A 23029-nucleotide genomic window follows, 5' to 3' on the forward strand; every position below is an offset into this window, starting at 1 on the left:
GTCGCGGCCTTGCTGCAGTGATGCGAGTTTCATCAGGATTCCTTGCCCGGCGCACGCCAGGAATTCACATATTCGGGAACATCCMCCCCGGCGGCGGCTTCGCCAACTTCCAGGGNCGCGGCGGGTATCGATCATCACCGCCACTTCATCGATAAAGGTCGCCGGATCGGTCTGCGCCTTTTTCAATGCCTTAGGGTGCGGGCCATGGGGGAAGCCGCACGGGTGCAGGGTGACCATGCCCTGCTCGATATTGTCGCGGCTAAAGAAGTTGCCCCGGTGGTAGAACAGCACTTCGTCGTAGTCATCGTTGTTGTGATAGAACGGCACCTTCAGCGCGCCGGGGTCGCTTTCTGCTGGGCGCGGGGTAAAGGTGCAGATCACAAAACCATTGGCCACGAAGGTGGTGTGCGCCGACGGCGGCAGGTGATAACGGTGGCTCATCAGCGGGCGAATATCGCGCCAGTTGAGACGCACCACGGTGTTGTCGCCATGCCAGCCGACCACATCCAGCGGGTTGTAGGGGTAAGTCACGGTGCTGATCTGGCCACGGCGCTTGATGCGGATCTGCCAGGTGTTCTCGTCCTGCTGGGCCTTGAAAGCGTCATCGATACGCGGATGATCGAGCACTGCCGGGTCGAAGATCGCCTGCGGGCCGAGCAGGCCCTTGTCCGGCAGCTGATAGGCGCCGTCGGTGCTTTCGATCAGCAGCATAAAGGTCGGCTCGCTGGCCTCGATGCGCCAGGCGGTGCCACGCGGAATCAGCAGGTAATCGCCGTCGCGGTAGCTCAGGTGACCGAAGTCGCAGTAAAAGTGCCCTGCCCCCTCATGGATAAACAGCAGGTCATCGCCATCGGCGTTGCGCACTAGATGACGCATGGCGCCGTGGGTTTTCCACACGCGCAGCTTCACATCGCTGTTATGCAGGGTCAGCGGTGCGGCCAGCGGGCAATCACGCTCGCTGGAAATATCATTGAAGTTGAACGCATGCGGGCGCAGCGGCCCCTGCCAGTCGATCCAGCCAGTGGGTGGATGCTTGTGGTGCAGGTGCGCCGTAGGCCCGAAGAAGCCCTCGCGACCCATCTCGCGCTCATAGGTACCTTCGGGAAAGTCGCAGTGCGCCTGGCGCGAACACTCGCCTTCACGCAGGGGAAAACTGATCCAGTTACGGCTCATAACAGAACTCCATCGTGGGATGAACCCGGCCCCGGTCGCGGGGCCGAACCCGCTATCAGTCCGCGGAAATCACGCCGCGCTTGATCTGGTCTTCCTCGATGGACTCGAACAGCGCCTTGAAGTTGCCCTCGCCAAAGCCCTGGTTGCCCTTGCGCTGGATGATCTCGAAGAAGATCGGGCCAATCACAGTATTGGTGAAAATCTGCAGCAGGATGCCGTCATCGCCCGGCGCGCCGTCGATCAGGATATTCAGCTCACGCAGCACATCGCTCGGCTCGCCATGCCCGGCCACACGGGTATCGACCTTGTCGTAGTAAGTGCCCGGCGTGACCATAAAATCCACGCCATTGGCGCGCAGCTGGCGCACGGTGGCGTAGATATCCTCGGTGCTCAGAGCGATATGCTGGATGCCCTCGCCCTGGTACTCGCGGATAAATTCTTCAATCTGCGACTTGTCGTCGGCCGACTCGTTGATCGGGATACGGATCTTGCCGCACGGCGCGGTCATAGCACGCGACAGCAGGCCGGTAAGCTTGCCTTCGATATCGAAGTAGCGGATTTCGCGGAAGTTGGCGATGCGCTCGTAGAAGCCCGACCACACATCCATCTGCCCGCGTTTGACGTTGTGGGTCAGGTGATCCAGCTCTTTCAGGCCAACCGAATTGTCATTCGGTGTGCGGCCTTCGATATATTCGAAGTCGACGTCGTAGATGGTCTTGTCGCCGAAGCGGTCCACCAGATACAGCAAGGAGCCGCCGATGCCCTCGACGCAGGGAATGTTCAGTTCGCCGAAGTTGGCGTGGCTACCCACCAGCTTGGCACCCTGGGACTCTACATAAGCGGCGGCCTGAGCGGCGTTCTGCACGCGGAAAGCCATGGCGCAGGCACTCGGGCCGTGCTTCAGACCGAACTCGCGCACATGCCCACTAGGGCTGCCGTTAAGCACGAAGTTGATGTCGTTCTGCTGGAACAGCCAGACCTCTTTCGAGCGGTGCTTGGCGGTTTCGGTAAAGCCCATGGCAGTGAACAGCTCACGCAGCTGCTGGATGCCTTCCGGAGTCGGCGCGGTGTATTCAACGAACTCGAAGCCGTCGGTACCGATAGGGTTGTGCTGTTCGATCTTGTTCACGGCGTTCATTGCGCCTCCTCGTTGTTGTTTTGATCAGCCGCTGCGTCAGCGGGATTGACCTCATAACAACCGAGCGCAGGCCCGCTAACAAGCCGGCCCAGAGCGCCCTGCCCCAGGCTTGGCCAAGGCTTTCGGCAAGTTTTTAATACAGCTAGAGAAACAGCGGAAATGCTGACCGAAAGCACCCACCATGCGTAACGATAAATTTACAAAGCGGTCGATTTAACTGCCAGGTGCGAGGCCGCAGGGACTCAGGCCTGATTGAAACCCACAACAAATCGCGGGCATGGCCCGCTCCTACGGGGAAACACCGGACGTAGGAGCCGGCCATGCCCGCGTAATAACGATGCGGTTAATGCTTTGCTAGTGCTGCAGATGGCCGTAGAGCTTGGCGTAGAGCCCACCTTCGGCAATCAACTCTTGGTGGCCGCCGTCTTCGGCGATGCTGCCGCCGTCGAACACCAACACTCGATCAGCCTGCTTAACCGCACTCAGGCGGTGAGCGATGATCAACGTGGTGCGGCCATGCAGGAACTGGTTGAGCGCCTGATGCAGGGCGTATTCGGTGGCGGCGTCCAGGGCCGAGGTGGCTTCATCCAGAATCACCACTTTCGGCTCGGCCAAGACCATACGGGCTATCGCCAGACGCTGACGCTGGCCACCGGAGAGGCGCACGCCGGAGCGGCCGACAATGCTGTCCAAACCTTGCGGCAAGCCGCGAATGGTGTCGGCCAGCTGGGCAATCTCCAGGGCACGCCAGCAGGCGTCATCGCCCCGCTCCCGGCCCATGCACAGGTTGGCGCGCACCGTATCGTTGAACAGCGCCGGATGCTGCAGCACCACCGCGACGTGCTCACGCACACCTTCCAGACCGATCTCTTCCTGGCTGCTGCCGCCAAAACGAATGGTCCCGGCCTGCGGCGTATACAGCCCAAGCAGCAACTGCACCAGGGTGCTCTTGCCGCCGCCGCTGGCGCCGACGATGGCGACCTTCTCGCCTGGGGCGATGCTCAGATTAAGCTGGTTAAGCACCGGCTCGTCGTTATAGGCAAAGGTCAAACCACTGACTTCGATGCCCACGGTGTCGCGGCCTTTGAACGGATCGACGCGCCCGATGTATTGCGGCTCATCCTTGCGCGCTAGCAGCTCGTTAATCCGCGTTAGCGCGCCACCGGCGGCGTAGAAGGCATATTGCAGGCTGAGCAGCTGCTCGACTGGGCCGATCATAAACCACAGGTAACTGAACACCGCGAGCATCTGGCCGATCGACAGATCCGAGAACAGCACGGTAAGCATGGCCGCGGCGCGGAACACGTCGATGCCGAACTGGAATAGCAGACCGCTGGCGCGGTTCGAAGCATCAGTCTTCCACTGCGAGGCGACGGCGTAGTCGCGCACTTCCTTGGCGCGGCCACCGAGGCGACCGAGAAAGAAGCCCTGGCGGTTGCCGGCGCGTATTTCCTGAATCGCTTCGAGGGTTTCGGTCAGCGCCTGGGTAAAGCGCGAGGTGCTATCGTTCTCCAACTTTTTCAGGTGCTTGACCCGCTTGCCCAGCTGCACCGTGGCGTAGATCACCAGCGGGTTGAACAACAGGATCAGCAGCGCCAGCTGCCAGTGCATCCAGATCAGAATCGCCGAGGTGCCGGCCAAGGTCAGCACGGCCACCAGAAAGCGGCTCAGGGTTTCACCGACAAATTTATCGAGGGTATCCAGATCGGTAACCAGGTGAGTGGTCACCGTGCCACCACCGAGGCTTTCGTATTCGCCGAGGGAAATCCGCTTGAGCCGCTCAATCAGGCGAATGCGGATGCGGTAAACGATGTCCTTCGACAAGCGGGCAAACAGCCGCGCCTGCAGCACGTTGAAGATCAGCGCGCCACCGCGCAGAAAAAAAGTCAGCACCAGCATCAGGCCGATATAGCCGGCGGCGGTTTGCCATTGCCCCGGCAGGAAGTTGTCCATCACCTTGAGCGCGGCGTCACCGTCGTTGAGCAACACCTCGTCGACCAGCAGCGGCAGCAACAGCGGGATCGGCACACTGCACAGGGTGGCCAGCACGGCGACCAGGTTGGCCAGGATCAGGGCTTTTTTGTGGTGCAGGGCCAGCCGACGAACTTCCGCCCAACTCAAACGATCAGGCATGGGCAACCCGCTCCAGCCAGCGCGCAAGCAAGGGCTGCAGCACATCCAGGGGTTGATAGCCGTTGGTCAGCAGCGCCAGTTGGCCGTTGCGCTCAGCGAGCAGGGTTGGAAAGCCGGCAATGCCCAGATCCTGGGTCCAGCTGAAGTCCGCTGCAGTGGCGGCACGTTGTGCGGCACTGTCAAAGGCTTCGGCAAATACGATGCGCGGAATCCCGGCGCGCTCGGCCAACTCCACCAACACACTGGCGCGGGTGACATCCACGCCTTCGGTATAGAACGCACGCTGGATCAACTGAGCCAGCGGCCAGACCATCTCAGGCGCCAAGCTGCGGGCCGTGACTAGGGCACGACAGGCTGGTTCGGTGTCGTAGACCAAACCCTCGGGCAAACCGGCATTGAAGTTGAATAGCTGACCGGTACTGGCATTTACCGCCTGCCAGTAGCCCAGGTAACGCACGCGGGCGGCAGCATCGATGGCCACGCCATCACGGCGCAAACCGCCCAACACCAGCTGCAGGCCAACCCCGGCCGCAGCGGCCTGCTCGGCGAGGGACTCGAGCACCGGAGCAAAGCCCCAGCACCATGAACACATCGGGTCCATCACATAGAGCAGGCGTGCTTGCATGCTTAAGCCTCGCGCGATTGTCGGGGGTTGTAGCCCAGCGGGTGCGGCTGATTACGTGCCTTGGCCAGTTCGATCTGGCGCTGACGCTCGCGGGCGCCAGCGCGGGTTTTCTCCGGCAGCGAGTCCCAGCAATGCGGGCAACTCACGCCCGGGGTGTAGAACTCGGACTGACGATCTTCCACCGACACCGGCGTGCGGCATGCGTGGCATTGGTCGTAATCACCTTCGCTCAGGTCGTGACGCACAGTAACCCGGTTATCGAAAACGAAGCAGTCGCCCTGCCACTTGGTCTCTTCCTGCGGCACTTCTTCGAGGTACTTGAGGATGCCGCCCTTGAGGTGATAGACCTCGGCATAGCCCTCGCCGAGCATATAGCTGGAGGCCTTCTCGCAGCGGATGCCTCCGGTGCAGAACATCGCGACCTTCTTGTGCTTGGCCGGGTCGAAGTGCGCCTTGATGTAGTCGGGAAACTCGCGGAACGACTTGGTTTTCGGGTCTACCGCGCCCTCGAAGGTGCCAATCGACACTTCGTAATCGTTGCGCGTATCGATCAGCAGCACTTCGGGGTCAGAGATCAGGGCATTCCAGTCCTTGGGCTCGACGTAGGTGCCGACCTTCTGGTTCGGGTCAACGCCGGGAACGCCCAGGGTGACGATTTCCTTCTTCAGCTTGACCTTGGTGCGATAGAACGGCTGCTCATCGCAATAGGATTCCTTGTGGTCGATATCGGCCAGACGCGGGTCCAGACCAAACCAAGCCATCAGGCCATCGATACCAGCACGCGAGCCAGATACGGTGCCATTGATGCCTTCTTCAGCCAGCAGCAAGGTGCCTTTGATACCGTTATCCAGCATGGCCTGCAGCAGAGGCTCGCGCAGGGTGTGGAAGTCCGGCAGGGAAACGAATTTATACAGCGCGGCGACAACGATCTTGTCAGTCATAAGCAAATCCTTCAGTAGTCGCCCACGTAAAGGGCGGACCGGGATACAAACGTGACCAGCAGCGGCTTTGCCAGGCTGGAGGACCACAAACAAAACCGCCGGCGCTAGGCCGGCGGGGTGCGCAGTTTACTGCCCTTGAGGTAAACCGTGTAGAGGCGAATTGCCTCAGTGGCCGCCCTTGCAGGTCGGCGAAGCCGGAGCCACACCCTGCTGCGACCACTCATCGGGCGTGTAGGTATGCAGCGCCAGGGCATGGATCTGGCCCATCAGCTCACCTACGGCGGCATAGACCTTCTGGTGGCGTTTGACTGCATTCAGGCCGGCGAACTGCTCGCTGACGATCACCGCCTTGTAATGGGTTTCCAGCCCCCGGCTGTGCATATGGCTTTCATCCAGCACATCGAGATGCTGGGGTTGCAGGTTCGCCAGAGCGGCCTGCAACAAATCAATTTTCGGCATTGGCACTGTCACTCAGGGCTTCTTCGGAGTCAGTTTGGTGGTCATTTCCGCCAGCAGCTGGTTAACCTTGGGTACGGCTGCTTCCAGCTTGCCCTGAGTCAGCTGCGCCGACTGTGCGGTCAGCGTCGGCATTTTTTCCAGAACCTTCTTGCCCAGCGGCGACTCGTAGAAACGGATCAGGTCCTTCATTTCCTGCTCGTTGAAGTTGCTGGTGTAGAGCTTGACCATATCTGGCTTGAGTTTGTCCCAACCCACGGCCTGTTCAAGGGCCGCATTGGCCTGGGCCTGGTAGGTTTCCAGCACAGCCTTCTCGCTCTGCGGCGCATTGCTTTCGGCAAAACGCTGGGCAAACATCTGCTGCACCTGGGCATACACCGGTACAGCCAGTTTGTCGGCGCGGGCTAGCAGTAGGAAGCGTTCGGCATCGGCGGCGTGGCTCTTGGCATCGGCGAGCACCTGAGCACTACCGCACGTCAGTATTAGGGCAGCGCAAAAGGCAGGTAAACGTGACATGTACTACTCCTGAGGAAGGGAATGAGTCCTGTTGGACTCAATTGTCGGCATTTTGTGCCCAAGCGCTTGTCACACTCAAGTAAGTGAGCCGCGTCGATCAACTCACACTACAACTGTGCACTGGCGCACTGCTTGCTAAAAGGCCAAAATGCCAGCACTTGCCGAGCAGGCCAACGCCTGTGCATGCTCGACAAGATAAGCCATCTTCTGTTTCAGCGTGCCGCCGCCCACAAGGCTAGGCGCCAGCACACACATGGACGTGTCGATGAACAGTTTCACTCATCCAGAGCCTCTTGCCGCCATCGCGCTATGCGACAGCCACGGCCTGCTTAACCCGCAAGCCATCGGCTGGTCGCCCAGACCGATGATCGATTGCGCGATACCTGGGCACTTCGGCCGGCGCAAACGCTGGAACCATTGGTGCATCACCACCCCGCAGTGGATGCTGTCGTTTACCCAGGCCGACCTCGACTACCTGGGTTACGCCGCCGCCTACTTCCTCGATCTGCAAAGCGGCCAAGCCGTCGCCTACAGCCAGTACCGCCTATTCGGCCGTGGCTGTGACCTGCCAGACCAGCCGCAGGCAAGCCACGAATTCAACCACCCACGCCTGCAACTGCGCGTGGCTGAACACACCGGGCGTACCCGCATCACCATCAATGCACCGGACATTGGCGGCCAAGCGCTGCAAGTCGCCCTGGATATTCAGCGCCCTGCCCACCTGGATTCGGTCAATCTGGTCGCCCCGCTCGGTCCACATAGCTTTCATGCCACCAGTCGGCAGCTGGGCCTGCCCTGCAGCGGCAGCGTGCAGCTGGGTAAGCAGCATTACAGTTGCGTCACCGGGCAAAGCTTTGCCTCGCTGGATTTCGGCCGTGGCGTCTGGCCGCTCAACAGCCACTGGACCCGCGCTGCCTTCGCCGCGCCGGGTGGTATCGCCGGCAACTTCGGCTCTGGCTGGACAGACCACAGCGGCCTATCCGAGAACACCCTGTGGTTTGGCGGCGAACTGCAGCACCTGGATACACCCATCTCCATCACCCAGGCACCGCACAACCCGCTGGCTCCCTGGCAGCTGCGCAGCACGAATGACAACGTCAACCTGACCTTCACCCCACGCCAACGCCACCAGGCCTACCGCCGGCTCGGGCCGTTCTATGCTGACACGCAGCAGTGGTTCGGGCATTTCGAGGGGGTTTTGCGCGGCCCGGAAGGTGAGCGCGTGCCGGTCAACAACGCCCTCGGCTGGCTCGGTGAAACCCGCGCCCGCTGGTAGTTGCCCCCGGCAGTTGAACCTCTGTTGATGCATAGCGACCTAAGCTGAGATACGGCTAGGCTGGCAATCGCCGGCCCGGCAGTCCGTTTGCTGCACGCGCAACCGTCAGGAGAGCCGCAATGAGCCGCACTGAAACCGACAGCCTGGGCCCCATCGAAGTACCTGATGAGGCGTACTGGGGCGCGCAGACCCAGCGCTCGCTGGTCAATTTCGCCATCGGCCAGGAACGTATGCCCTTGCCGGTTGTGCATGCCCTGGCGTTGATCAAGAAGGCCGCCGCGCGGGTCAATCAGCGTATCGGTGAAGTGCCGGCCGACCTCGCCCGACTGATAGAGCAAGCGGCCAACGAGGTATTGACCGGTCAGCACGATGAGCAATTCCCTCTGGTGGTCTGGCAGACCGGCAGCGGCACGCAGAGCAATATGAACGTCAATGAAGTGATCGCCGGCCGCGCCAACGAACTGGCCGGCAGCGGCCGTGGCGGCAAGACGCCGGTGCACCCCAACGATCATGTCAATCGCGCGCAAAGCTCCAACGACAGCTTCCCCACCGCCATGCATATCGCCGCCGTGCAGGCTGTGCAACAGCAGCTGCTACCCGCCGTACGTGAGCTGCGTGACGGTTTACAGGAGCAGGCCGAGCGCCATGCGCGCCTGCTCAAGACCGGCCGCACCCATATGATGGACGCCACACCGATGACCTTCGGCCAAGAGCTGTCGGCCTTTGTCGCGCAGCTGGGCTACTCCGAGCGGGCCATCCAGGCAGCCCTGCCGGCAGTTTGCGAACTGGCCCAAGGCGGCACGGCAGTCGGCACCGGTTTGAATTCACCGCAAGGCTTTGCCGAAGCCATGGCCGCCGAGCTGGCCGCCTTGAGTGGCCTGCCGCTAGTCAGTGCACCGAACAAATTTGCCGCACTGGCTGGCCATGAACCGCTGGTGGCGCTATCGGGCGCCTTGAAAACCCTGGCAGTCGCCCTTATGAAGCTTGCCAATGACCTGCGTTTATTGGGCTCCGGTCCGCGCGCAGGTTTTGCCGAGGTGCGTTTGCCGGCCAATGAGCCTGGCAGTTCGATCATGCCGGGCAAGGTCAACCCAACCCAATGCGAGGCGCTGTCGATGCTGGCTTGCCAGGTTCTCGGTAACGACACCACGATTGCCTTTGCCGCAAGCCAGGGGCATCTGCAACTCAACGTGTTCAAACCGGTGATCATTCACAACCTGCTGCAATCGATACGATTGCTGGCGGACGGCTGCCATAACTTCCAGCAGCACTGCGTCGCCGGCCTGCAGCCGGATGCAGTGAAAATGGCCGAGCACCTGGAGCGCGGCCTGATGCTGGTGACCGCGCTGAACCCGCATATTGGCTACGACAAGGCCGCACAGATCGCCAAACAGGCCTACCAGGACGGCACTACCCTGCGTGAAGCAGCGCTGCAACTGGGCTACCTGAGCAATGAACAATTCGACGCCTGGGTGCGTCCCGAAAACATGCTGGAGGCAGGTCAACATGAGTGAAGCGGCAAAGAGCGGCGCAACACCACTGGAAGGTGACGGTAAACGCATCCTGATGATTCTCGGCACGCCAAAAAACAGCAGTTTCTGCCATGCGCTGGGCGAAGCCTATGCCCAGGGCGCACGCAGCAAGGGCCACGTAGTGCGCCAGCTGAAGCTGGGTGAGATGAGCTACGACCCGGTGCTGCGCGATGGCTACGAGCAAAGCCAGACCCTGGAACCGGACCTGCTGGAAGCGCAGCGGCAGATACACTGGGCCGAGCATCTGGTATTCGTTTATCCGGTCTGGTGGGGCGGCATTCCCGCGCTGCTCAAAGGCTTTTTTGACCGCACCTTTCTGCCCGGTTTTGCCTTCAAGTACCGCAACCGCTCGCAACTATGGGACAAGCTGCTGACTGGGCGCACTGCCGACCTGCTGGTGACCATGGATACGCCGCCCTGGTACTTCCGCTGGATCTACGGCGCGCCTGGGCATCGGCAGATGACCCGCACCATCCTCGGCTTCAGCGGCATCAAAACCCGCCGTCTGGCCGAATTCGCACCGGTACGTCCCTCTTCCGAGGAACAGCGCCAAAGCTGGCTACGCCGCGCCGAAGCACTGGGTGTGCGCGCCTGAGAACCGGCTAACGATCTGCAGCGCTAAAAACCGGCACAGCCATAGCTCAGCGCCGCGACACTGGGCACTGTACTGATGGCCACGCGACACAAGGTCACAGTTCTGGCGTCAAAAAATATTAAATTCAGGAAAAAGACGCCGAATTTCGGCAAAAACGACCATTTGTCGTTATTTCATGCAGCCAGAAAAACGCCGTTTAGACTGACCTCAGCAGCTCATTTTGCGGGAGGTTAATTTATGTTCGGCCAACGCCATATCGACCATAACCCCGGCACCCACTACCGCAGTGAACGCGTTAGCGCGGTCAACGGCCAATACTTCTTCTCCACCCGCGAGGGCACGCTGGAAGGGCCCTACTTCAACCGAACGGATGCCGAGCGCGAGATTGCCTTTTATATCCGTCGAATGATTCAGGCCAACGAGATCATCGAGAGCCGCGCATTCTGAATCACCAAACCCCAGCCAATAAAAAACCGCGATTACTCGCGGTTTTTTATGGCCTGCCATTTATCGCGACGCTGATCAACGCACCGCTTCAAACAGCCCGGTTGCGCCCATGCCGCCGCCCACACACATGGTGACGATGCCGTAGCGCAGGTTGCGCCGCTGCAATTCACGCACCAGGTGGCCTACCTGGCGCGAACCGGTCATGCCGAACGGGTGGCCGATTGAGATCGAACCGCCATTGACGTTGTACTTGGCGTTGTCGATTTCCAGACGATCACGCGCGTACAGGCACTGCGAAGCAAACGCCTCGTTAAGCTCCCACAGGTCGATATCGGCAACGCTCAGGCCCTTAGCCTTGAGCAGTTTTGGCACCGAGAACACCGGACCAATACCCATCTCATCCGGCTCACAACCAGCGGCAACAAAGCCACGAAAGAACGCCAGCGGCTTGAGGCCCAGTTCAATGGCTTTTTCTAGGCTCATCACCAGGGTCATCGAGGCACCGTCGGACAGCTGCGAGGCATTGCCTGCGGTTACCGAACCGTCATCGGCAAACACCGGCTTGAGCGCTGCCAGGCTTTCCAGAGTGGTGTCGGCACGGTTGCAATCGTCGTGGGCGACGATGCCGTCGACGATGCTCTTCTCACCCGTGGCCTTGTCTTCGACCTGATACTTGACGTGCATCGGCACGATTTCATCGTCGAACAGGCCTTCGGCCTGAGCCCGCGCAGTGCGCTGCTGGCTTTGCAGGGCATAGGCGTCCTGGGCTTCGCGGCTGACGTTGTAACGGCGAGCGACGATCTCGGCGGTCTGCCCCATGGGGTAATAGATACCCGGCACGTCTTTTTGCAGCAGCGGGTTGAACAGGTTCTGCGTGTTCATACTTTTCATGGTCATGGTGATCGACTCGACACCGCCCGCCACGATCACATCACTGCAGCCGGACGCCACCTGGTTGGCGGCAATCGCAATGGCCTGCAGACCTGAGGAGCAGAAACGGTTGAGGGTCATGCCCGCCACGTTGGTGCCCAAGCCGGACAGCACGGCCACGTTGCGGCCGATGTTCATGCCCTGGGCGCCTTCATTGGAACCGGCGCCGACGATGCAATCATCCACCAGCGCCGGGTCGATACCGGTGCGCGCCAGCAGTGCATTGACGCAATGAGCCGCCATGTCGTCTGGACGGGTCAGATTGAACTTGCCACGGAAGGACTTGGCCAAACCAGTCCGTACGCTGTCAACGATCACCACTTCACGCATGTCGCACCTCATTGTTATTGGGTTAAGTTCCCAACAAGAATAAAGCCGGGCAATCTCGCTCGGCGACGATCATTCATCAGCCGTATGCGCGACCATCCCGTGCCCATGCGCAGCCGCTGCTCAGCCCTTGGCGAAGGCCGCCTCAAGCGCCTGGTTGATGGTGCGCAATACCTTGATCCGGGCAAAGCGTTTGTCATTGGCTTCCACCAACGTCCACGGCGCGATTTCCGTGCTGGTACGGTCGACCATATCGCCCACTGCATCGCGGTACAGCGGCCACTTATCGCGGTTGCGCCAGTCTTCTTCGGTGATCTTGAAACGCTTGAAGGGAATCTGCTCGCGCGCCTTGAAGCGTTCCAGCTGAGTTTGCTGATCGATCGATAGCCAGAACTTCACCAGAACCACACCGGCTTCGCTGAGCTGCTCTTCGAAGTCATTGATCTCGCCATAGGCGCGCAGCCAGTCGCCCGTACTGCAAAAGCCCTCAACCCGTTCCACCAGCACCCGGCCATACCAGGAGCGATCAAACACGGTGAACTTGCCGCGCGGCGGAATATGCCGCCAGAAGCGCCACAGATAGGGCTGCGCGCGCTCTTCTTCGGTTGGCGCGGCAACCGGGACGATGCGGTACTGACGGGGATCGAGCGCGCCGATCACCCGACGAATCGCCCCGCCCTTACCCGCCGCATCATTGCCTTCGAACACCGCGATCAGCGAATGGCGACGCATGCGCTTGTCACGCATCAGACTGGACAGCCGCGCCTGCTCAATCACCAATTGCTCGTTGTAGCTGTCCTTGTCCAATGCCTGGGTCATGTCCAGGCTGTCGATCAACCCACGCTCATCCAGGCTGGAGGTCAGCGGCGCGGCGTGCGGATGTGGCAACGGCTGGCTTTGCGCCTTCAGCGCCGCTTGCAGGCCATCGAGCAGGATGCGCCCGACAGTCAGGCTGCGGTAATGTTCATCCACGCCCTCCACCACATACCAGGGCGCGTAATCACGGCTGGTGCGGCGCAGTACACGCTCGCCGACCCGCACAAACTTGTCGTAGGTCTTCGACTGCTGCCAGTCCAGCGGGCTGATCCGCCAGCTGTGCAGCGGGTCGTCCTGCAGGGCCTTGAGGCGCGCTTTCATCTGCTGTTTGGACAGGTGAAACCAGAACTTGAAGATCAGCGTGCCCTCATCGCAGAGCATGCGCTCCAGCCCCAGGGTGCTGTCGATGGCTTGATCGAGTACGGCATTCTTGATCCGCCCGTGCACCCGCCCCTGCAGCATCTGGCTGTACCAGTTGCCGAAGAAGATGCCAATGCGCCCCTTGGGCGGCAGTTGCCGCCAGTAGCGCCAGGCCGGCGGACGGGCCAGCTCCTCATCGGTCTGCTGGTCGAAGGTATTGACCTGAATCAGCCGGGCATCCATCCACTCGTTGAGCAGTTTGACCGTCTCGCCCTTACCCGCACCTTCGATGCCATCGATCAGGATAAGCACGGCAAAACGCCCTTGCTGCTGCAACTCGTACTGCGCCTCCAACAACGCTTCGCGCAGTGCTGGGGCCTCGGCCTCATAGGTTTCTTTATCGATGCTGCGGCCGATCTCGGCGGATTCGAACATAGCCAACTCCCTGACAATATCGTTTGAGCCTAGCGGATCGGCAGTGGCTGTGGCCAAGCCGTTGTGGGATTCACTCAGCGCCGAGTAATCAACCCCTGCTTGGCCACGCGCGTCAGCTGGCGCACGGTTTCTTCCAGCTGCGCGGCGGCAGGCGCCTCAATCACCGCCATATCGAAGTGATTGCTGGCAAATCGCGCCAGGGATTCACCATCGTGAACAAAGTTGATCAGAAAGGTACGCGGCCCCGGCCAACGTTTGGGCCAGCCGTCGAGGTAACGCAACAGGGTTGGCTGGTGGCTGCCGCCAAGCAGAATTTTCGGATTGCGCAGGGTCAGCCCAGAAGTGATCGGGGCCAGGCGAATAAGCGGTTGGGGACAGTGCATCGATATGTCTCCGCCTCATTGGGTCCGCTGGGCAGCGGTGAGAGGCGACACCGAACCAGCGCTTTAGCGGAATTTCGAAGCCTCCGAAGAGTGCTTCTTAGGGCGCTGCAATCAGCAGGTAACCCGGCGCCCCGCAAGTAGCTGTTTAAATCGGCGCATGGGTTGGCATCCTAGAGAAGCCCGCGCAAAGCTGTCAAGGCGCGATCCTGCGGCCATCCCCAACCACCCCAACCTTTGACTGGTGGCACCCCTATTCGGCCGGCCAACCTGGCTTTTTACCGCTGGCTCGCAGGCCGCTGATCCGCCATCTGGGGCCTGAATCCAGACCCGCAGCGTTTCACCCCGTAACAAACCCGCGGCACCGCGCCTGCACCGGATTGCGCACAACTTCGATGTATCGCCCGTGACAGAGGGCTACACGGCTGTTTGCGACTACTGGCATGGTTTCTGCCACTACCCTTGAGCTGATGTACGCGCCACGGGATGGGCGTTTTGGCTGCATGGAGCGCCTTGAACTGCCCGATCAACCCTAGCGAGAGCACCAATGAACAACAATAAAACTCTGCTCGCCCTCTGTCTGGGCGCCGGCTTGCTGGCCTCTGGCAACACTCATGCTTTCTGGTTCGGCTCCTCCGGCTACACCCAGACCAAATACCCAGTCGTGCTGGCCCACGGCATGCTCGGTTTCGACAGCCTCCTTGGTGTCGATTACTGGTATGGCATTCCTGCAGCGCTTCGCCGCGACGGCGCCAGCGTGTACATCACAGAAGTCAGCCAGCTGAACACCTCGGAAGCACGCGGCGAAGAACTGCTGGCCCAGGTGGAAGACATCGTCGCCATCAGCGGCAAGCCCAAGGTCAATCTGATTGGCCATAGCCATGGTGGACCAACCATTCGCTATGTCGCCGCTGTCAGCCCCAACCTGATTGCTTCGGCCACCAGCGTCGGTGCGCCGCATAAAGGCTCGGCAACTGCCGACTTTATCCGTCAGGTGCCACCAGGCTCGGCCGGGGAAACCTTGCTGGCCGGCATCGTCAACGGCCTCGGCACGCTGATCAATTTCCTCTCAGGCAGTTCCAGCACCAGCCCACAGAACGCGCTGGGCTCCCTGGAGTCGCTGAACAGCCAAGGTGCGGCACGGTTCAACGCCAAGTTCCCGCAGGGCATTCCTACCAGCGCCTGCGGTGAAGGCGCCTACAGCGTCGGCGGCGTGCGCTACTACTCCTGGAGCGGCACCAGCCCGGTGACCAATATCATTGATCCGAGCGACCTGCTGCTGGGCGCCACCGCGCTGACTTTCAAGGGCGAAGCCAACGACGGTCTGGTCGGTCGCTGCAGCTCGCGCATGGGCAAGGTGATCCGCGATAACTACCGGATGAACCACCTCGACGAGGTCAACCAGACCCTCGGTCTGACCAGCCTGTTCGAGACCGACCCGGTAACGGTCTATCGCCAGCATGCCAATCGCCTGAAAAACGACGGCCTGTAACCGCTTCGCCAGGGGCTGCAACAGCCCCTGGCGTTTCTTCTGCCTCGCCTAGCCAAACCCGCATGAAGAGTGCCTGTGAAAAAACTTCTGTTGTTGTCCCCGTTATTGTTCGCCGCCTGCCTGGCCCTCGCGCTGTACCTGCAACCCGTGGATATTCCAGCGCAGCTCGGCGCTGATACGCCGGCGCCTGCCGTCGAAAGCGCGTATTCAGTGCCCGCCAATCAAACCCAGCACAAGCCGAAGAACGCGGCCGATCCATTAAAAACCCTGCCCGCCTCATTCGGCGGCACCACGGTGGATGGCGTCTTTCGCCTGGATGCCGATGGCAACCTGCTGATCAGCGAAGACATTCGGCGGATCTTCGATTATTTCCTTGCTGCAGTGGGTGAAGAGCCACTGCGTACCAGTGTCGAACGGCTGCGCGCTTACATCGCCGCACAACTGCCGGCCAATGCCCGGGAGCAAGCCCTGGCGCTGCTTAACCAGTACCTCGACTACAAACGCGAGCTGGTGCTGCTCGAACGTGATCTGCCGCAGATGGCCAACCTGGATGCCCTGCGTCAGCGCGAGACAGCCGTACAGGCCTTACGTGCGCGCATCTTCGATAGCCAAACGCAGCAGGCGTTCTTTGCCCGCGAAGAGGCCTACAACCAGTTCACCCTGCAACGCCTGGCGATTCTGCATAACAGCCAGCTGGACGATGCCGGCAAAGCCGCCGCCGTTGACCAACTGCGCAACAGTCTGCCCGCCGAGATGCAGGACACCGTGCTGCCGCAACTGCAGAACGAACTGCGCCAGCAGACCGCACAGTTGCAGGCTGCCGGCGCCAAACCGGAACAGATCCGCCAGCTGCGCCAGCAACTGGTCGGCGCCGAAGCCACCCAGCGCCTCGAAGTGCTCGACCAGCAGCGGCAAACCTGGAAAAAGCGCATCGCCCAGTACAGCACTGAAAAAGCCGCCATCGAAAACAACCCCGGCATGAGCGCCAGCGACAAACGCGCGGCCATTGCCCAACTGGCCGCGGAGAACTTCGACGAGCGCGAACAACTGCGCCTGGAAGCCGCCGAACAGCTGGCGACGCACAACAAGCCCCAGCCCTGAAATGCAAAAAGCCCACCGAAGTGGGCTTTTTACTGGCTGCTGCCGAGTCGCTTAACCAGCGATGCGCTTGTCCAGCGACAGCTTGCCAGCACCTTCAATCAGGATCGCTACGCTGATGGCCAGCAGGGCCAGAGCAAACTCATAACCGTTGTTGCTCATAAAGAAGCCGTTGGCCAGGTGCACAGTGGCAATCGCCACCACCATGGTCACCGCCAGCACCGCTGCAGCTGGGCGCGCCAGCAGACCTATGATCAAGGCAATACCACCAAAGAACTCAGCGCTGCCGGCCATCAGTGCCAACAAGTAGCCCGGCGCCAGGCCGATGCTTTCCATCCACTGGCCTACGCCTTCCAGGCCGTAACCGCCAAACCAGCCAAACAGCTTCTGCGCGCCGTGGGCGGCAAAGGTGATGCCGGCGATGATGCGCAGCACGGTCAGGCCGTAGCCAGCTTGAGTAGCAACAACAGATTTGATCAGAGCGTTCATGTGCAGCAGTCCTTGTAGTGGGGAGTTGATGGAGTGAAGATTAAACCAATTAGCCAATATTTAAAGCGGATTAAATCGCTTTAAAATATCGAATAAACTAATAAATCGACATTCTCAACCTGCGCGCTAGGGCTCCAGCAGATAGCGCTCACGATCATAAGCAAGGTAGTACTTATTCACGCTATTCACATAGCTGACCACGCCCATGCCCATCTGCTCCATCGCCACCCGCTCCACCTGAAAGAACCATTGATTGGGATTCAGGCCGCGCCTGCGCGCTTCCGCCCGCAGGCTCTGGACCCTTTGCGGGCCCATGTTGTAACCGGCCAGGATAAAGGCCATGCGCTCGCGCTCATTGAGCTGCGGGCTGTTGAAGTAGTTGCGGCGAATCATCGCCAGGTACTTGGCGCTGGCCTGCACATTGTTATCCAGCACGCTGATATTGCTCACGCCAACGCTGCGTGCGGCAGCCGGGGTGATCTGCATCAGCCCCGTGGCGCCACCGGCCCCGCGCGCGGCGGGGTTAAGGGTCGACTCCTTGAAGGCCACAGCAGCCAGGGCCAGCCAGTCGAAATCATGCTGGTTGGCATAACGCTGCAGCACCGGGCGCACTTTTTCCAGGCGCTGGCGTTCGGTGCGGCCCAGCGGGTAATGCACCTTGTACAACCGCCGGTAGACACGCTGGAACGCCGCATCCTGATCCGCCGGGTCGCGGTAACCCTTGAGAAAGCGGTCGATGCTCGCGCCGAGCATTGGCGTGTCGCGGCGCACGTACCAGCGCATATCACCGTCGTTGGTCAATTGCAGGTGACGATCCAGACGCAGCTTGGGCATCACCTTGGCCCAGCGCTCGGCAATCGGCTGCTCGACTGCCGTCACACTGAAGATGCCGGCCTGGACCATTTCCAGCACGTCCTCGACTGCCAGGCTGGGGTCGACCCACTCGACGATAATCGGCGAACGCTTGCTGTCGATCAGACGCTGGTTGACCGCCCGCACCGCTTCCCCCGCCACGCTGCCCGCGGGCAAGGCCAAGCTACGCCCGGAGAGCTGTTCGAGGTTCTGGTAACGCCGGTTACCCTGTTTGGCGACGATGATCATCGGCACATTGCTGCGGATGGCCGCGCTGGCGCTGAGCTTGCTGCCGCGCGGCATATTCAGCAGCTCACCGGGGGCGACCAGATCGCCTTCACCACGCTGCAAGGCAGCCAGCAGCTGATCCTTAGCGCGAGGAATGATCTTCAGTTTGAGTGTGCGGCCATCGCGCGAGTTGCGATTGAGGTACTGCTCGAAGGCGCGCATGCGCTGGTACTCGACGCCGATGCTCTGGCCTTTGACCTCGCCTGAGCTATTGCGGCTCTGATTGACCAGCACGCGCAATTCACCACTGTTGCGGATGCTCGCCAGATCACGGGCGGCCTTGGGTTGCTCGACTTCCAGCGGGCCAGCCACGCGCGCCACCGCTGTGCAAGACAGCAGCAATAGGCAGCAGGTGAACAGCACTCGCAACATCAAGGCTCCAGGGCAGAATCGACCGATAGATCAGTGCAGCGGCTCGTCTGAACAGGCTGCGTAGAAGGCAACTGACCCCTCGCGCGGGGCGCGGAGGTTCGCACAGCCCGCCCATGGATGCCAGCCAGCAATCACACACAACATCATGTTCAAGCTTTAAGTAGCTGTATTTGTTAGCTTTTAATCTATTAAAAAAGCTCTGTTATGCTGCTCAATCAATTCAGCAGGTAGCACCATGCAACTCATCGACATCGGCGTCAATCTGACTCACCCAAGCTTTGCCGAACAACGCGAAGCACTCCTCGCTCGCGCTTACGCGGCAGGCATCCAGCAAATGCTGTTGACCGGCACCAGCCTGACGGAAAGTGAGCACGCCCTGGAGCTGTGCCGGCAGCTGGATGACAGCGCAGAACATTTGTTCAGTACAGCCGGTATTCACCCCCACGACGCCAGCAGCTGGAACAGCGACAGCCATGCGCAGCTCAAGGCCCTGCTGGCCGACCCTAGAGTGCGTGCCGTGGGCGAATGCGGGCTGGACTTCAATCGCGACTTCTCGCCTCGTCCGCAGCAGGAGCAGGTGCTGGAAGAACAGCTGGCTCTGGCGGTCGAGCTGCAACTACCGGTGTTCCTGCATGAGCGCGATGCCGACGAACGCCTGCTGGCGATCCTGCGGCATTTCCGCGACCAGCTGCCAGCGGCCGTGGTGCATTGTTTCACCGGGGAAAAGCGCGCGCTGTTCAACTACCTAGATCAGGACCTGCATATCGGCATCACCGGCTGGATCTGCGACGAGCGCCGCGGCACGCATTTGCACTCCCTGGTCAAGGCGATTCCCGTCGGCCGCCTGATGCTGGAAAGTGATGCGCCCTTCCTGCTGCCGCGCAGCCTACGGCCTAAACCGAAAAACGGCCGTAACGAGCCGGCCTTTCTCGTTGAGGTACTGCGTGAAGTGGCGCTGCACCGTGGTGAAACCGAACAGCTACTGGCAGCCCATACCAGCGCTGCGGCCCGGGCCTTCTTCAATCTCCCCGAGTTCAAAGGAGCAGCCAGCTAATCGCCCAGTAATGCGATGCGGGCTGGCTTGTTGATAAGGATCAATAGATCCACTGTGAGGCTGAGCGACACTACTGGCACTTTGCCAAGCCTTCACCTCACATGAGACACCTGCATGGGCCATTGGATCAGCGACCTTTCCCTGAAGTACAAATTCTGGGCCGTAAATGCCGTGGCGTTCTTTACCACGCTGCTGCTGGTGCTCTATGCGCTGCAGCTGGAACAACAGGTGCATCACGACGCTGCTAAACAGGCTGTGCAGCAACAGGCACGCTTATTAAGCCAATGGCCGCAGGAACAGGCTTTGCCAAGCGCAAGCAACCTGCTGAGCTTTGCAAGCGGGCAGACGCCACGCCTACCAGACAATCAGGGCAACGCTCTGGCCAACGCACGTGGTTGGGTCGATTTAAACGGTAGCGATGGGCTGATCGGCGCCGAAGTTATTGTCCGTGAAGACGGTCAACGCCTGGCCGTCACCGCTTTGGCGCCGAGCCTGACCGAAGTGTTTTTCGACCGTGCACCGAGCTATGCCCTGGTCGTCGCGCTCTTGATGCTGCTGTTGCTGGCGGCCTCACAGTTGCTGATTCGCTTTCTGCTCAGCCACCTCAACACCCTCAAGGACGTGATGCTGCAGGTGGAAAAAAGCGGTGACCTCAGCGCCCGCGTACCGCTGGACTGCAAGGATGAAGTGGGCCAGATGGCCAGCGCCTTTAATGCCATGCAGGCCGGTTATCAGCGGGTGGTCGGCATTGTCGCCAAGTCGGCGGCGCAGTTGGATGAAGGCGCCGAACGCCTGGCCGGCAATATGCGCGGTGTGCGCCAGGGCATGCTTGAGCAGCAGAGTGAAACCGAACAGGCGGCCACGGCGATCAATGAGATGTCCGCCACCGTGCACCATATTGCCGAACACACGGCCGACACCCGCGATCAGTCGAAAACCGCAGAGCACCTGGCGCAGAGCGGCCAGCAGGCGGTCAACCGCGTGAGCCTGTCGATTTCCGGGCTGTCCAGCGGTGTGCAGCAGACCGCGCAGATGATCGAACAGCTGGCAGTCGACAGCCAGAAGATCGGCGGCGTGGTCAGTGAGATTCACGGCATCGCCGAGCAGACCAACCTGCTGGCGCTAAACGCAGCCATCGAGGCCGCCCGCGCCGGCGAGATGGGCCGCGGTTTTGCCGTGGTCGCCGATGAAGTGCGCAACCTGGCCAAGCGCGTGCAGGACTCCACCGACCTTATCACCCAGATGATCAATACCCTGCAAAGCGGCACCCGTGATGCCGTGGACTTTATGCAGGACAGCTCGATCAAGGCCGATGAATGCGTCAAGCAGGCCGGTGAAGCCGGCCAGGCGCTAGTCGCCATCACCGAGTCAGTGGCGCTTATGCGTCAAAGCAATACGCAGATCGCTGTGGCGGCCGAGCAGCAGAGCCAGGTGGCCGAAGAGATGAACCGCGCGGTGATCCGCATCCGCGATGTGACCGAACAGACCGTCGGCCAGACTGGTCAATCGGCCGTTACCAGCGCCGACCTGGCCAACCTGGCTGGCGAGCTGAACAAGGCGATTCGCCAGCTCAAGCTCTAGCCAAATACCGCCACGGTCTGACGGCTAATCGCCAGCAACTCACCGGCCGGTGACCACAGCGCAGCCGCAACATGGCCGTAACCATCACGGGCATGTTCGATTTGCGCGCGGTACAGGCACCAATCCAGAGTGCTCAACTCACTCATCGGCTGCACAAATTCGATGGTCCAGGTCAGCGAGCTGCCCGGCGCCGGCGCGCTCAGGTGCGGCAACACCGCAGGTGGCCAGGCATCCACCAACGCCAATAGATGGGCCTCATTGGCAGGCTCGGCGCTGCCTTGATCACGCAGGCGCACCCAACCGCCCATTTCCCGCGAAGGGTTATTGGTAAAAGGCATGCCGCCAAACGCCCAGCGCATCGCCAGGTAACGGGTAAATTCGGGGGTGACGTTGGGGATATACGGCAGCTCCGGGCAATCCTCCACCGCCTTGGCCTGCGGCGCGGGATCGGCCTGCACGGCGATGCGCGACTCACGTCCGGCGCCGAAGCTGCCCTGCACCAGGGTCACCACCTGACCGTCCTGTATCGCCCGGCCCAGCACCTGGCTGACAGCTTTGCCTTCGCGCAGCACTTCCACTTCAAAACTCACCGGCACATCCGGCGCGGCAGGGCCTACAAAGGTAATTGCCAAGGAACGCGGCGGTCGCCCGCTAGGGACTTGAGCACGCATGGCCTCGTACACCAACGCAGCCACCAAGCCGCCAAAACTGGCGCGGCCCTGCCCCCACTGCGCGGGAATCAGCACCGCCTGCGGGTTGTCGCGCACGGCCTGAAGTAACTCGGAAAAGCCCATAACCACCTCGAAATCTGTAGATGCGGGTGATCTTAGGGCAAAGGCAGCGATGAATGACACGACATTTCGGCCAAACAAGCCGAAGGTATAACGACTTTTCAGCCAACTCAGTTACTGAGTGCGAGCAAAACCTGCGGTCAATGCCTGCAGGGCCAGATCGGCCTGCTGCTCGGCACTCTGCATCGCTTCTCGCCAAGCCGGCACGCAAGGCTGTAAATCCGTCTCGGCTTCGGCGCGCAGCAGCCACTGCCAGTGGTCGTGCCAATCACCCAGCGTCGACTGCGCCTGCTTAAGCTGCATACGCGTGTGCCCAGACATTTTCGCCAACTGCGGATAGGCTTCGGAGGCATAGCGCAGGCGCTTGACCAACAAGCGCAGGCGATGACGGTCATGGGCGGGATCAAGCAGCGCCTGCGCCAAACGCTTGCGATCCTTGCGTAGGCGCTGCCTGATCAACTTTTGCAGGTCGCTCAGTTGTCCATTGCTAGCTGCGTCTCGCCACTCCTGTGGCCAGATGTCCAGAGCGTGGAGCAACTGCGCCAACGGCGCACTGCCGAGCAGTCGGCTATAACCCTGTAGCAACAGTGGCTGACGTGATTGTGCGGCACTATCAAGCCCTTGCTGCAGCAGGTGCCCCTGCAACACCTCAAGGTCACGCAGCGGGCCGGTCAAGCGGCCCAGCTCGGCAGCACGCTGCTGCAGATCGGCACAGGCCGCGACCGAAGACAGCGGCCGCAACAGGCTGCGCAATTGACGCAAGGCGATGCGCAGATCATGCAAAGCCTCATCGTCGGTGCCCGCCAGCAGCCGTTCACGGCAGGCAAACAAGCGCACCTGTATGCGCAGTACGTGCTGCTGTACCTCATCCATCAAGCCTTGCATCGCATCACTCCTGTGAAATTGCTCCCCAGCTTATGCGCTTATTGCTT

General features: G+C 60.9%; 22 protein-coding genes and 2 pseudogenes. 9 read left to right on the forward strand and 15 right to left on the reverse strand.

Annotated features, from left to right (window positions below; translation table 11 throughout):
* Window positions 1–32: 32 nt before the first annotated feature.
* The 8 genes and pseudogenes from ACQ4LH_RS20085 to ACQ4LH_RS20120 form a co-directional block, all read right to left on the reverse strand.
* Window positions 33–1173 (reverse strand): annotated as a pseudogene (locus tag ACQ4LH_RS20085) (homogentisate 1,2-dioxygenase).
* Window positions 1174–1228: 55 nt separating this feature from the next.
* Entirely contained in the window at window positions 1229–2311 is a 1083-nt protein-coding gene (gene hppD, locus ACQ4LH_RS20090) for a 4-hydroxyphenylpyruvate dioxygenase (protein WP_430698819.1), read from the reverse strand.
* A gap of 354 nt (window positions 2312–2665) precedes the next feature.
* Entirely contained in the window at window positions 2666–4444 is a 1779-nt protein-coding gene (locus tag ACQ4LH_RS20095) for an ABC transporter ATP-binding protein (protein ID WP_430698820.1), read from the reverse strand.
* Window positions 4437–5069 (reverse strand): DsbA family protein, encoded by a 633-nt coding sequence (locus tag ACQ4LH_RS20100; protein WP_430698821.1) that lies wholly within the window; start codon window positions 5067–5069, stop codon window positions 4437–4439. The genes ACQ4LH_RS20095 and ACQ4LH_RS20100 overlap by 8 nt, the downstream gene beginning before the upstream one ends.
* A gap of 2 nt (window positions 5070–5071) precedes the next feature.
* On the reverse strand, window positions 5072–6010 hold the full coding sequence (locus tag ACQ4LH_RS20105) for a rhodanese-related sulfurtransferase (protein ID WP_430698822.1): 939 nt from the start codon (window positions 6008–6010) through the stop codon (window positions 5072–5074).
* Between the two features lie 165 nt (window positions 6011–6175).
* The gene (locus tag ACQ4LH_RS20110) at window positions 6176–6469 is read right to left on the reverse strand and encodes a BolA family protein (RefSeq protein ID WP_430698823.1); all 294 of its coding nucleotides are present in this window, start codon (window positions 6467–6469) and stop codon (window positions 6176–6178) included.
* A gap of 12 nt (window positions 6470–6481) precedes the next feature.
* Entirely contained in the window at window positions 6482–6982 is a 501-nt protein-coding gene (locus tag ACQ4LH_RS20115) for a DUF2059 domain-containing protein (RefSeq protein ID WP_090253470.1), read from the reverse strand.
* A gap of 135 nt (window positions 6983–7117) precedes the next feature.
* Window positions 7118–7261, reverse strand: a complete 144-nt coding sequence (locus tag ACQ4LH_RS20120) for a hypothetical protein (protein WP_430698824.1) — start codon at window positions 7259–7261, stop codon at window positions 7118–7120.
* Between ACQ4LH_RS20120 and ACQ4LH_RS20125 the strand changes: the two genes are divergently transcribed.
* The 4 genes from ACQ4LH_RS20125 (at window position 7248) to ACQ4LH_RS20140 (ending at window position 10832) form a co-directional block, all read left to right on the forward strand.
* Window positions 7248–8258 carry a DUF2804 domain-containing protein gene (locus ACQ4LH_RS20125; RefSeq protein ID WP_430698825.1) on the forward strand — a complete coding sequence of 337 codons (1011 nt, stop codon included), beginning with the start codon at window positions 7248–7250 and terminating at the stop codon, window positions 8256–8258. The genes ACQ4LH_RS20120 and ACQ4LH_RS20125 overlap by 14 nt on opposite strands.
* A gap of 119 nt (window positions 8259–8377) precedes the next feature.
* Entirely contained in the window at window positions 8378–9772 is a 1395-nt protein-coding gene (locus tag ACQ4LH_RS20130; protein ID WP_430698826.1) for a class II fumarate hydratase, read from the forward strand.
* Entirely contained in the window at window positions 9765–10385 is a 621-nt protein-coding gene (locus ACQ4LH_RS20135; protein ID WP_304863674.1) for an NAD(P)H-dependent oxidoreductase, read from the forward strand. Before ACQ4LH_RS20130 ends, ACQ4LH_RS20135 begins: the two co-directional genes overlap by 8 nt.
* 237 nt (window positions 10386–10622) lie before the next feature.
* On the forward strand, window positions 10623–10832 hold the full coding sequence (locus tag ACQ4LH_RS20140; protein ID WP_339411010.1) for a DUF6316 family protein: 210 nt from the start codon (window positions 10623–10625) through the stop codon (window positions 10830–10832).
* 75 nt (window positions 10833–10907) lie between these two features.
* On the opposite strand, the gene ACQ4LH_RS20145 is transcribed toward ACQ4LH_RS20140, so the two are convergent.
* The 3 genes from ACQ4LH_RS20145 to ACQ4LH_RS20155 form a co-directional block, all read right to left on the reverse strand.
* Window positions 10908–12092 carry a thiolase family protein gene (locus ACQ4LH_RS20145; protein ID WP_430698827.1) on the reverse strand — a complete coding sequence of 395 codons (1185 nt, stop codon included), beginning with the start codon at window positions 12090–12092 and terminating at the stop codon, window positions 10908–10910.
* Between the two features lie 120 nt (window positions 12093–12212).
* Window positions 12213–13700, reverse strand: a complete 1488-nt coding sequence (pap, locus tag ACQ4LH_RS20150) for a polyphosphate:AMP phosphotransferase (protein ID WP_430698828.1) — start codon at window positions 13698–13700, stop codon at window positions 12213–12215.
* A gap of 74 nt (window positions 13701–13774) precedes the next feature.
* A complete protein-coding gene (locus ACQ4LH_RS20155; protein ID WP_430698829.1) occupies window positions 13775–14083 on the reverse strand; it encodes a class I SAM-dependent methyltransferase in 309 nt (102 codons plus the stop codon).
* Window positions 14084–14627: 544 nt separating this feature from the next.
* On the opposite strand from ACQ4LH_RS20155, the gene ACQ4LH_RS20160 reads away from it, so the two are divergent.
* Together ACQ4LH_RS20160 and ACQ4LH_RS20165 are read left to right on the forward strand one after the other, a co-directional pair.
* The gene (locus tag ACQ4LH_RS20160) at window positions 14628–15572 is read left to right on the forward strand and encodes a triacylglycerol lipase (protein ID WP_430698830.1); all 945 of its coding nucleotides are present in this window, start codon (window positions 14628–14630) and stop codon (window positions 15570–15572) included.
* A gap of 75 nt (window positions 15573–15647) precedes the next feature.
* The gene (locus ACQ4LH_RS20165) at window positions 15648–16673 is read left to right on the forward strand and encodes a lipase secretion chaperone (RefSeq protein WP_430698831.1); all 1026 of its coding nucleotides are present in this window, start codon (window positions 15648–15650) and stop codon (window positions 16671–16673) included.
* Between the two features lie 51 nt (window positions 16674–16724).
* On the opposite strand, the gene ACQ4LH_RS20170 is transcribed toward ACQ4LH_RS20165, so the two are convergent.
* Both ACQ4LH_RS20170 and ACQ4LH_RS20175 read right to left on the reverse strand, forming a co-directional pair.
* The gene (locus ACQ4LH_RS20170) at window positions 16725–17159 is read right to left on the reverse strand and encodes a DoxX family protein (protein ID WP_090253443.1); all 435 of its coding nucleotides are present in this window, start codon (window positions 17157–17159) and stop codon (window positions 16725–16727) included.
* Window positions 17160–17285: 126 nt separating this feature from the next.
* Window positions 17286–18671, reverse strand: coding sequence for a transglycosylase SLT domain-containing protein (locus tag ACQ4LH_RS20175; RefSeq protein WP_430698833.1), 1386 nt, complete (start codon window positions 18669–18671; stop codon window positions 17286–17288).
* 235 nt (window positions 18672–18906) lie between these two features.
* Here ACQ4LH_RS20175 and ACQ4LH_RS20180 point away from each other — a divergent pair, with 235 nt between their 5' ends.
* From ACQ4LH_RS20180 to ACQ4LH_RS20190, 3 genes and pseudogenes are all read left to right on the forward strand, one after another.
* Window positions 18907–19725, forward strand: coding sequence for a TatD family hydrolase (locus tag ACQ4LH_RS20180; RefSeq protein WP_430698834.1), 819 nt, complete (start codon window positions 18907–18909; stop codon window positions 19723–19725).
* Window positions 19726–20274: 549 nt separating this feature from the next.
* A pseudogene (locus ACQ4LH_RS20185) lies at window positions 20275–20436 on the forward strand (HAMP domain-containing protein); the annotation flags it as partial.
* A 114-nt stretch (window positions 20437–20550) separates the two neighbouring features.
* Window positions 20551–21306 (forward strand): methyl-accepting chemotaxis protein, encoded by a 756-nt coding sequence (locus ACQ4LH_RS20190; protein WP_430698847.1) that lies wholly within the window; start codon window positions 20551–20553, stop codon window positions 21304–21306.
* Here ACQ4LH_RS20190 and ACQ4LH_RS20195 read toward each other — a convergent pair.
* Window positions 21303–22100 carry an acyl-CoA thioesterase gene (locus tag ACQ4LH_RS20195; protein ID WP_430698835.1) on the reverse strand — a complete coding sequence of 266 codons (798 nt, stop codon included), beginning with the start codon at window positions 22098–22100 and terminating at the stop codon, window positions 21303–21305. The genes ACQ4LH_RS20190 and ACQ4LH_RS20195 overlap by 4 nt on opposite strands.
* A gap of 111 nt (window positions 22101–22211) precedes the next feature.
* Entirely contained in the window at window positions 22212–22982 is a 771-nt protein-coding gene (locus tag ACQ4LH_RS20200) for a CHAD domain-containing protein (protein WP_430698836.1), read from the reverse strand.
* Window positions 22983–23029: the final 47 nt, after the last annotated feature.

The organism is Pseudomonas peli (assembly GCF_050563605.1).
Lineage (GTDB): Bacteria > Pseudomonadota > Gammaproteobacteria > Pseudomonadales > Pseudomonadaceae > Aquipseudomonas > Aquipseudomonas peli_A.